This window comes from Collinsella sp. AM44-11, from assembly GCF_003467145.1.
GTDB lineage: Bacteria > Actinomycetota > Coriobacteriia > Coriobacteriales > Coriobacteriaceae > Collinsella.
The window spans coordinates 24,955-35,538 of record NZ_QSFE01000020.1; the positions used below are offsets into that span (position 1 = coordinate 24,955).

8 protein-coding genes and 1 tRNA gene are annotated in these 10,584 nt (G+C 53.4%); 8 read left to right on the forward strand and 1 reads right to left on the reverse strand.

Annotated elements, in window-relative coordinates; translation table 11 throughout:
• Window positions 1–355, forward strand: a 355-nt coding sequence (locus DW943_RS10735) for a GDP-mannose 4,6-dehydratase (protein WP_233543652.1), incomplete at its 5' end; no start/stop codon positions are given.
• Window positions 356–477: 122 nt separating this feature from the next.
• Window positions 478–1,932: a sugar nucleotide-binding protein gene (locus DW943_RS09805; protein ID WP_117862918.1), complete on the forward strand. Its 1,455-nt coding sequence runs from the start codon at window positions 478–480 to the stop codon at window positions 1,930–1,932.
• Between the two features lie 102 nt (window positions 1,933–2,034).
• Here DW943_RS09805 and DW943_RS09810 read toward each other — a convergent pair whose 3' ends face one another.
• Entirely contained in the window at window positions 2,035–3,006 is a 972-nt protein-coding gene (locus DW943_RS09810; RefSeq protein WP_233543653.1) for a glycosyltransferase family 2 protein, read from the reverse strand.
• Between the two features lie 161 nt (window positions 3,007–3,167).
• Between DW943_RS09810 and DW943_RS09815 the strand changes: the two genes are divergently transcribed.
• The 6 genes from DW943_RS09815 to DW943_RS09840 all read left to right on the forward strand — a co-directional run bounded on the left by DW943_RS09815 (window position 3,168) and on the right by DW943_RS09840 (window position 10,435).
• Window positions 3,168–4,013, forward strand: a complete 846-nt coding sequence (locus DW943_RS09815; RefSeq protein ID WP_233543654.1) for an ABC transporter permease — start codon at window positions 3,168–3,170, stop codon at window positions 4,011–4,013.
• An 11-nt stretch (window positions 4,014–4,024) separates the two neighbouring features.
• Window positions 4,025–4,792 carry an ABC transporter ATP-binding protein gene (locus DW943_RS09820; RefSeq protein ID WP_117862921.1) on the forward strand — a complete coding sequence of 256 codons (768 nt, stop codon included), beginning with the start codon at window positions 4,025–4,027 and terminating at the stop codon, window positions 4,790–4,792.
• A 54-nt stretch (window positions 4,793–4,846) separates the two neighbouring features.
• Window positions 4,847–4,923: transfer RNA gene (locus tag DW943_RS09825), tRNA-Arg, on the forward strand.
• A 75-nt stretch (window positions 4,924–4,998) separates the two neighbouring features.
• Entirely contained in the window at window positions 4,999–5,985 is a 987-nt protein-coding gene (locus tag DW943_RS09830; RefSeq protein ID WP_117862922.1) for an acyltransferase family protein, read from the forward strand.
• Window positions 5,986–6,414: 429 nt separating this feature from the next.
• Window positions 6,415–8,577: a hypothetical protein gene (locus DW943_RS09835; RefSeq protein ID WP_117862923.1), complete on the forward strand. Its 2,163-nt coding sequence runs from the start codon at window positions 6,415–6,417 to the stop codon at window positions 8,575–8,577.
• Between the two features lie 13 nt (window positions 8,578–8,590).
• On the forward strand, window positions 8,591–10,435 hold the full coding sequence (locus DW943_RS09840; protein ID WP_117862924.1) for a hypothetical protein: 1,845 nt from the start codon (window positions 8,591–8,593) through the stop codon (window positions 10,433–10,435).
• Window positions 10,436–10,584 lie beyond the last annotated feature (149 nt).

Consider the following 10,584-nt stretch of genomic DNA (forward strand, 5'->3'; position numbering starts at 1 on the left):
CCACACCGAGGACCACTCCTCGGCCGTCTGGGACATCCTCACCAAGGGCCGCACGGGGGAGACCTACCTCATCGGCGCGGACGGGGAGAAGAACAACATCACCGTGCTGCGCATGATTCTGGAGGCCATGGGCCGCGACCCCGAGGACTTCGACTGGGTCGCCGACCGCCCCGGCCACGACCGCCGCTACGCCATCGACTCCACCAAGCTCCAGCGCGAGCTGGGCTGGAGGCCGGCGCACACCGACTTCGCCGAGGGCCTGAAGCAGACCATCGACTGGTACGTCGAGAACGAGTCCTGGTGGCGCCCGGCCAAGGAGGCCACCGAGGCGCGCTACCGCGCCCAGGGGCAGTAGGCCGCATCCCGGCATCCCGCACCGCGGGGCGCCCGCGCGGGGCCGCAGGGCATGGGGATGATCCTGCGTCCCCGCGCGGGCGCCCCCGGTTATCCAACCTCTTCGATAGGAGCTTTTCCCACATGGCTGACATCGCATTCGAGAAGGACCTCTCCGTCACCGAGACCGGCATCGAGGGCCTGAAGGTCGTCGACCTGGCCGTCCACGGCGACTCGCGCGGCTGGTTCAAGGAGAACTGGCAGCGCGCCAAGATGACCGCCCTGGGCGTCCCCGACCTCCGCGTCGTCCAGAACAACATCTCCTACAACGACAGCCGCGGCGTCACCCGCGGCATTCACGCCGAGCCCTGGGACAAGTTCATCTCCGTGGCCCGCGGCAGCGTCTTCGGCGCCTGGGTGGACCTGCGCGAGGGCAGCGCCACCTACGGGAAGGTGTTCACCTGCACGCTCGACCCGTCGAAGGCCATCTACGTCCCGCGCGGCGTGGGCAACTCCTTCCAGGCCCTGGAGGACGGCACCGCCTACACCTACCTGGTGGACGCCCACTGGTCGCTGGAGCTCAAGAAGACCTACACCTTCGTGAATCTCGCCGACCCGGAGCTCGCCATCGAGTGGCCGATCCCGCTGGACCGGGCCACCGTCTCCGAGGCCGACCTCAACCACCCGATGCTGAAGGACGTCGTGCCCATGGCGCCCAGGCGCACCCTCGTCACCGGCTGCAACGGCCAGCTGGGCCGCGCGGTCCGCAAGCTCGCCGAGGAGCGCGGCGTCGTCAAGGACTTCGACTTCTGCGACATCGACACCTTCGACATGTCCGACCCGGAGGCCTACTCCAGATACGACTGGTCGCTCTACGGCACCGTCATCAACTGCGGCGCCTACACCGCGGTCGACAGGGCGGAGACCCCCGAGGGCCGCGTGACCGCCTGGAAGGCCAACGCGACCGGCCCCGCCCTTCTCGCCCGCACCTGCGCCGGGCACGGCATCACGCTCGTCCACGTGTCCTCCGACTACGTCTTCGACGGAACCGCCGAGGTCCACACGGAGGACGAGCCGTTCTCCCCGCTGTCCGTCTACGGCCAGACCAAGGCCGCCGGCGACATCGCCGTGGCGGGGTGCCCGCGCCACTACATCATGCGCTCCAGCTGGGTCATCGGCGAGGGGCACAACTTTGTCAAGACCATGAAGGGCCTCTCCGACCGCGTAGCCGACCCCGAGGACGGGCTCGAGCAGGTCACCGTCGTGGACGACCAGCTGGGCCGCCTGACCTTCACGCGCGACATGGCCGGGGCCATCTTCCACGTGCTGGACGCGAAGGCCCCCTACGGCACCTACGACTGCACCGGCTCCGGTGCCGTGAAGTCCTGGGCGGACATCGCCCGCGCCGTCTTCGAGGCCGCCAACGGCAACGGGGGGAAAGTGGTCCCCGTCAGCACCGCAGACTACTACGCCGGCGCCGAGGGCCCCGTCGCCCCGCGCCCGGTCCACTCCGCGCTCGACCTGTCCAGGCTCGAGTCAGTCGGGTTCCACATGCCCGACTGGGAGGAAGAGCTGGGGGAGTACCTCAAGACGCTCTAGCCGATATCAACTTTTCGAGAGAAAAAGCCGCCGTTCTTTAACGGCGGCTTTTCTTGTTGGTGGCTATTTGCGCAGTGGTGCCAATAGTATTTTGCGGAAGATCTACCTCTCGCTTGGCTTGGAAGTAGGGTGGCAGGGTCGGTCGTCGTAGGCGTATTTGCTGTACACGTTGACCTCCCACTGCTTTTTTTCGACCTTTGCCACGGAATCGAGGATGAATCCGGTCGCAAGGCTCAGACCGCACAGGAACATAAACGACGCGGCGAGCATGGCGGTGGGGAAGCGCGGGACGAGGCCGGTCTGGAAATACTCGACAACGATGGGCATACCCAGGGCGAGGCCGATCAACGCAAACAGAAGCGCGACGAGGCCGAAGAACTTCAGCGGGCGGTAGTCCTTGAACAGCGTGCCAATCATGGCGACGACCTTGATGCCGTCGCTGACGGTATTGAGCTTAGATTCGGATCCTTCGGGGCGATCGCGGTACTCAATAGGCACATCCTTGATTCGCCAGCGGTGGTCGACGGCGTGGATGGAGAGTTCAGTTTCGATCTGAAAGCCCTCGGAGAGCACGGGGAACGTTTTGACAAAGGGACGGCTCATGGCACGATAGCCCGTCATAACGTCGTCGAAACTGTAGCCATAGATCCACTTAATCATGACGCGAACTAGGTTGTTGCCAAAACCATGGAAGGCACGCTTGTTCTCCTCGGTATAGGTTCCATTGGAAAGGCGGTCTCCGACCGTCATGTCGGCCGTTCCATTAAGGATGGGCTCGCAAAGGGCTTTTGCTGCTTCGGCAGGGTAGGTGTCGTCGCCGTCGACCATCAGGTAGCAATCGGCATCGATATCGCGGAACATCTGACGGCAGACGTTGCCTTTTCCCTGACGTGGCTCAAAGCGCACGGTTGCGCCATGTTCTGTTGCGATACGGGAAGTTTCGTCCGACGAGTTGTTATCGTATACATAGACTGTCGCCTGCGGAAGCTCGCGGCGAAAGTCGTCGATGACTTTTCCGATGGTGACCGCCTCGTTGTAGCAGGGAATGATGACTGCTGTGTCTTTATAGTCCAAAATGTTTGCCCCCATTAGTTATTGTAGGTTGCTAGTATACCTGTCGGCTGGCGCCTGTATTTGCTATGGGGTACTTTTCCAGATTTGCATCGCTGGGTTAGTTGCCGTCTTTGAAGGCTATACTTTCCACTGTTATGAATTACGAGACAAGGAGATGGTCCGTGACTGACAGCGTAGATAGTCAGAAAGCGGTGGCTAAGCCGGCCTCTCACGCTAAAAATGATTTCGAAAAAGACAAATACATCCTGAGGCAGCTTGTCACTAAGGATTTTAAGATTAAGTATCGTCGCAGCGTTTTGGGTGTTGCGTGGTCGGTACTCAATCCACTTCTTATGATGGTCGTCATGTCCATTGTGTTCTCGACCATTTTTGGTCAGAGCCGCAATGGTTCCATAACGCCCGAGATGTATCCGCTGTACCTGATTGTCGGCAACATTACGTTCTCGGTTATGTCCGAGTCGACGAACCAGGCACTCATGTCCATCATCGCGGCGTCGTCCTTGCTTAAAAAGGTTAAGGTGCACCGCTGGGTGTTCCCGGTTCAGAAGGTGCTGTTCTCGCTCGTTAACTTTGCTTTCTCTCTGGTTGCCGTCGCGCTGGTTATGCTGTGGTTCCATGTTCTTCCTACCTGGCATTTAATCTTGCTGCCGGTTTGCCTGTTTTTGCTCATGTGCTTTTGCATGGGCTTGGGCATGATGCTCTCGGCGCTTGCCGTATTTTTCCGTGATGTTATGCACCTGTGGACCGTCGTTATCACTGCGTGGATGTACCTGACGCCTATTTTTTGGACCACCGATTACATTAGCCAGATGGCGCATTGGATTCAGGTTCTGGTCGTTGTGAACCCCATGTACAACTACCTGCAGTTTATGCGCGATATTTTCCTGTTCAATACCGTGCCTTCTATGCTTACGCTGGGGCTTTGCGTTATCTGGGCAGTTATCGCTCTGGTCGTTGGCTACGCCGTCTTCCACAAGACCGAGCACAAGTTTATTCTCTACATTTAAGGAGCGCTGTTATGTCTGCGACTACGGTTGATTACAGCAAGCAGCCTCTTGCTGTTGAGGTTAAAGACGTCACCATGATTTTCAACATGGCGTCTGAGTCTTTGACGAACCTTAAGGAATACTTTATTAAGCTTGCCAAGCACGAGTTGTTTTTTGAGGAGTTCCGTGCTCTTAAGCACATCTCCTTTGACGTGCATCGCGGTGAGGTCGTCGGTCTGGTTGGTACCAACGGATCCGGTAAGTCTACGATGCTCAAAATCATCGCTGGTGTTCTGGAGCCGAGTGAGGGCGAGGTTAAGGTTCACGGCAACATTGCCCCGCTTATCGAGCTGGGCGCCGGTTTTGACCCCGAGCTTACGGCGCGCGAGAACATCTACCTTAACGGTGCGCTGCTTGGTTACACCAAGGAATTTATCGATGCGAGCTTTGATGACATTATTGAGTTCGCCGAGCTTAAAGACTTTGTCGATATGCCGCTCAAGAACTTCTCCTCGGGCATGGTGGCGCGTATCGCCTTTGCAATCGCGACGATTACCGAGCCCGATATTCTGATCGTTGACGAGACGCTGTCCGTCGGTGACGTGTTCTTCCAGCAGAAGTGCGAGGCCCGCATCCAGCACTTTATCCAGAGCGGTGACGTGACGGTTCTGTTCGTTTCGCACTCCATGGAGCAGGTTGAGCGCATCTGCCAGCGTGCCGTTTGGATCGAGAAGGGCGACCTTCGCATGGACGGCCCGGTCGATGAGGTCTGCAAGGCGTACCGCGAGCAGTTCAACTAGGTTATAATTATTTGCGCCTGACAGGCTTGCGCCTGCTTGGGCGTGCGGTTATTTGCTCCATTAGCTCAGCTGGATAGAGCAGGGGACTTCTAATCCCAAGGTCGACGGTTCGAATCCGCCATGGAGCACCATCGTTTATTAAGCCCAGACCGCTTGGTGGTCTGGGCTTTTTTCATCTTGTGTACTGCGGTTTTGAAGGGTTTGCCATGGTAAGCAAAAGGCTCGACTGGATAGATATTGCAAAGGGGATTGCAATTATTCTGGTCATTGTGGGGCACACCGTCCCAAATCCCTCTCCCTTGCGACACGCAATCTTCTCGTTTCACATGCCAGTGTTCTTTATTCTTGCCGGGTATACGTTTAGGCCGAAGCCGTGGCGTGAGCTGCTGAGTGGTTCGGTGTCCCGCCTGCTGGTGCCGTATGTGGTTCTTGCACTGGCGTGGCAGGTGCCGACGTTCTTGATGAGCGGTGTTCCTTTTACGAGCGGTACGCTGGTTGCGGGGCTTAAGACGCTTGTGTTTGCTTCGGGTGTCGATGTTCCCGGGTTTGGTATTGCTGCTGTTGGCATGGCGTGGTTTTTGGCCGCGTTGTTTACCTCGCGCTTACTGTTTAATGCTGCAATGCTATTGTTTGACCGATTTGATTTGGGCGTAGTCTGTCAGGGCGTGGCTTGCGCTGCGATGGCCTTCTGCGGTTTGGGTGTATCTCGCTTTTTGAGTATCTTCCTGCCGTTTGATTTTGACTTGAGCTGCTATGTTGGTTTGCTTATGTGGGCCGGCTACACGGCACGTCAGCTGAGCCTGGAACCGTGCGTGCAGAAGCCCCTGCTGTTTATTGGGGCGGGCGTTGTGTGGCTTATCTTTGCAGCCCTAAGCGGACTTGAGCTTTCGAGCCGGCGTGTCGATGGATTCGTTGGTGCCACGGTTGCCGCTTTTGCTGGTAGCTACTGCGTATGCTGGGTTTCGATGGCGTTGGAGAAGCTAAAGAATGCGCCCGTGCTAGGGGTGCTGGAGCGAGGGCTTGTGTTCTGCGGACAGGCAAGCCTTGCCATCTTTGCTATTCACGCGGTTGATTGGTTTATTCCTTGGCAAACGATGCCGTTTCTTATGGCGCTGCCATTGCCATGGTTCTTTGCGTCAATCGTACGTTGTGGGTGTGACATTGGGCTGGCGTACGTAATCAGGAAGTCGTAATGAAGGCGGGGCTCATACCAGTTTCGAATGAGTGGGAATCACCTTCATCCGTCCATTTGCCATCGTATATCAAGGATCGTAAATCATTGTCGTCGCAGATATCCTCGGGCCATTCATCCAAGCTGATATCCCGCGAGCAGCTCTCTTTTTCAAGATCGTTCTCATCAGACTTCCAGTCGGAAACTTGTAGATTAATGGGGATGGGGCTGTATTTCAACTCAGAGTGTTCTGCGTTTTAGAAGTCACGCATGGTACTGTTTGCTTCCACTGGAGCATATGTTGCTGCTTTTTGACGTCAGGCATTCTGTTTAAACTCACATTTATATGCGCTCTCAATCAAATACTTGTTTTGCTACCTTACTGTGGCAAATTAAATACTTTTAACTATCATTATGTTCAGTGACACACATTAATTAGAAAGAGCATGTCGTGCAAATCAAGTCAGGGTCAATTAAAAGCTTGGCATTTATTCCGCTGTTACTTCTTTTCACTTATTTTGCGCCTTTGCCAACTCAATCGTTCGCGATTGACTCTGATGCCGCTGCAGAGTCTCCCGGAGTTCGTGATGGTTTTGTTTGCAGCGAGAATGGCGATCTAAAGTACTACAGCCCCGAGACCGGAGCGATGGCAACGAGTTGCTGGTATTTTGATAATTCCACAGGCTGGTATTATTTTGAGTCTGATGGGGCCGCGGCTACTGGTTGGCGTTATTTGGCTGGAGATTGGTACTATTTCGATTCCCAACACGTAATGGCGTCAGGACGAGTTCAGGTTGATGGACAATGGTATTTTTTGGGTTCTCCTGGCGGTCGTAATGATGGGAAAATGCAACATAGTGGATGGTTTTATGATTCGGTCTCAAATACTTGGGGCTATGCTTCTCCCACTGGTTGCCTCCTTATCGGCTGGCAGATGATTTCCGGCACCTGGTACTATCTCGATGCGAATGGGGTTATGCAAGTAGGATGGATTAATGACTCTGGCGTTTGGTATTACGCGGGTGCATCCGGTGCAATGGTAACCGGCTGGGTTAAGGTGGAAGATGCTTGGTATTACTTAAATCCGTCTGGCGCGATGCGAAGAGGATGGCTTTATAGCTGCGGGAATTGGTATTGGCTCGATGAAATAAGTGGGGCTATGGCAACGGGACTATTCGTTTGCGGTTCCAATCAATACATATTCGACGCCTATGGTTCTATGGCCGCTAGTCGATGGGTTTCTTTTGATGGAAAATGGTATTTTGCCGACGCCAGTGGCGCCCTGCATGCTGGCTGGTTAAGGCAAGGAAACACATGGTATTACCTTGATCCGGTCACGCGAGCAATGGCAACTGGCCTTGTCAATGATAATGGACATGCATATGTATGCGGAAGCTCTGGGGGAATGATTTCTGGGTGGGCTTTCGTAGGCGATCATTGGTATTACGCAGGCGACGGCGGAGCGCTGTTGCGTGACAAATGGCTGCAAATTGGCGGTAAATGGTATTACTTTGACAGTGCTTCATGTGAGATGAAGACCGGATTATTTGATGTTGGTGAAAAACGCTACTTCGCTTTGAATTCTGGTGCTATAGCAATATCGGATTGGGTGCTCTTTGAAACGGGGTGTGCTTGGGCCTCTGCATCTGGCGTTTTGTCTGAGACCTTTTCGCAGTCTTTAAGCGGTGCGCCAATGTTGGCGCATGCTGGCTCTTTGCCCGGCCCGGTTCGTATCGGAGATTCTATATTCTTTGTCGATTTGAACGGGGAGATTAATACGCATTCAGGCTGGATCTCCTGTCCAATCAACTCGAATGATAAAACTGATATCTCTTCCGATAGTTATTTCGCTGACGACAAAGGCGTACTTGCCACTGGTTGGCGGCTTGTTGACGGATCTTGGTATTGGCTAGATCCTTCGTCTTTTAGGATGAAAAGGGGCTGGCTGTACCAATCAGGAGCATGGTATTGGCTTCAGGACTCTGGTGCCATGTTTGAGAATGGCTGGCTTGTCGTTGATGGGGCAGAGGCTTATTTTTCAAAAAGTGGCGTTTGGGTCAATCCTTCAGGTTCTGTATTAGGTGTAAGCAGAAGGGATCTTCTGCGGTGGCTTACGAGTCATGAGGATGATGGCTACTATCGCGGTACGCGTTACGATTCGCGACTGAATATCGACACGTGCATGTTTCCAAATGGATCTCCTCGTTGGGATGGTTTGACCGGCATGAATTGCGGCGGCTTTGTTTCTCACGCTTATAGGAGCGTCGGCGGTGATCTCTCTCCAATTGCAATCGAGCAGAATCATTCTCCCTGGAGTGGGGGCCCAGGTAGAGGGAGTTATTTAAATGCTTATCGATGGTATGGGTATGCAATCGACTCGCATGCGAATATCACCTCGTTTAACTCTGTTGAGGAGCTCCTCCGTAGTGGGCTGGCTCGAAAGGGAGACTTAGTCTTTTTCAACCCATATAATCCTTATGTTGACGATTGCCATATCGGGTTTTTCTGGGGCAACACTTCGAGTGAGAATTTATTTTGGCATAGTGATGGCTTTGGAAATCGTATCTCAGGGCTAACTTCGCCTGGTTATTCGAAAGTCTATTTGATTCGATAGGAAGAGTGGGATTATGAGAAATCGATTTTTGAGTTTTATCAGTGCGGTCGCCCTGATATCTATTTGCTTTATTTCTCTGTTATGCCCCAGTAGCGCTTATTCGTTATCTGAAGATTGCGCGGCTGAAGCTGCTAATGACTCTTTGGTCCAAGTCGGGCAGAAGACATTTGATTCATCGGATAACGATTCGTTACCCTCAGATTCAGTTAGTTTTAAGGCTTCCATCGACTCGTCGACATATGAATGTACCGGCGGCGCCATTACACCAGAGGTTTCGGTTTTAGCTACGAATGGGTCCGCACTGGTGAGTGGACTCGATTTCGAAGTCTCTTATTCGAATAATATTGCACCTGGTTGTGCCTTAATAAGTGTCAACGGTTTAGGAGACTATGCGGGCGTATCCACTCAGTTATCGTTCCAAATCGTCCGTTCTTCTGATAATGACATTGCTCTTCCTGGCGCTTGGGTTTTCCAAAATGGTAAATGGTGGTGGCAATATCAGGCTGGTGGCTGGCCATCTAACTGTTTTCTAACTATTGGAGGCGCGGAGTATTACTTTGACTCAGAAGGATATGCTGCAGTCGGCTGGAGATGTCTGGGTGATGGCTGGCACTATTTTTCTGAATCCTGCGCACATATGAAGGGCTGGGTTTTTACTAGCGGACATTGGTACTATTTAGACCAGACATCAGGACTGATGAAGACTGGCTGGAATTTAATTGATGACAGCTGGTATTACTTGGACGGTTCAGGCGCCATGCTGACTGGCTGGCTGCATTTTGGTAATATCTGGTACTGGCTTGAACCTTCCGGATCTATGGCTAAGGGTTTTAAATCCATTAGCGGCACTCTTTATCACTTTTCCGAATTAGGCTCTATGGATTCTGGTTGGTTTATTGACAATCAGACGTGGTATTGCGCCAGTGCTTCGGGATTGATTCGTACCGGTTGGTTTTACTATGGCTCTAACTGGTATTTGCTTGATTCAAATAATAATGGTGCCATGCTTGAGGGATTTCAGACCGTAAATGGCACCCGTTATTATTTGGATCCAGATAGTGGTGGCGCTTTAAAGCGCAACGCTTGGGTTTTTTCGCAAGATGAAATTGCCTATTATGCGTCTGACAGTGGTGCAATTGCGCTGTCGGGTGTCAGGGACCGCGAGGGTGCGATTAGGCTTAGGGATGATGAAGGCAATGCCTCTGCAGGCTGGTACTGGTCTTCGGCTGCTCGGACGTGGTTTTACACAGACTCAGACGGAGTGCTGCAGCACGGTTGGCTATCCATTGACGGTAGGTGGTATCACCTAGACAACGAATCCGGTGCCATGAATACTGGCTGGTTCCTCGATGATGACGGAGCGTGGTATTACCTTATGTCTTCCGGTCAAATGGTGACTGGCTGGAATAGAATCGGAGACACTGAGTATTTCTTTAACGCTTCCGGTGCCTGGGTGGAACCCGAACGTACGGCAACCACCTCATTACAGTCTCAGATTGTCAGTCGATGCTATAGCGTTCCTTCCCCCGGGGCGGGTCTGTGCTCGGAGTGGGTTAGCCATGTGTTTTACCCCGTGCTCGGATCTTACCCTAATGGAGACGCATGTGACATGTTTTGGAACTGGTGCCACAGCCGTGACATCTCTCAACTTAAGGTTGGAATGATAGTTGCTGTTCCTACGCACACGCATACAAGTGCGGGGGCTCGATGGGGGCATATTGCTATTTATATTGGTAACGGTATGGTTATGGATAACGTGGGCTACATCAGGACGACATCGCTTGCTTGGTGGTTGAGCTACTACCACACAACCGCTACGCCTCAGTGGGGCTGGGTATTAAATACGCCATTAGAATAGAATACGGCTTGGATCGTTGACTAGCGGTAGTACCGAGTTTCTATATCTTGGTGCAGTTGAAGTCATTGCGTTTTGATCGGCTGTATTTATAAGCCCGGTGTAGCAAATTTGAACTGCGTCCCAAATCTTGGACGCCCTAAATAGCGACT

Coding starts and splice junctions, on each gene's coding strand:
- DW943_RS09805 (WP_117862918.1), top strand. CDS start 478: ATGGCTGACATCGCATTCGAGAAGGACCTCTCCGTCACCGAGACCGGC.
- DW943_RS09820 (WP_117862921.1), top strand. CDS start 4,025: ATGTCTGCGACTACGGTTGATTACAGCAAGCAGCCTCTTGCTGTTGAG.
- DW943_RS09830 (WP_117862922.1), top strand. CDS start 4,999: ATGGTAAGCAAAAGGCTCGACTGGATAGATATTGCAAAGGGGATTGCA.
- DW943_RS09840 (WP_117862924.1), top strand. CDS start 8,591: ATGAGAAATCGATTTTTGAGTTTTATCAGTGCGGTCGCCCTGATATCT.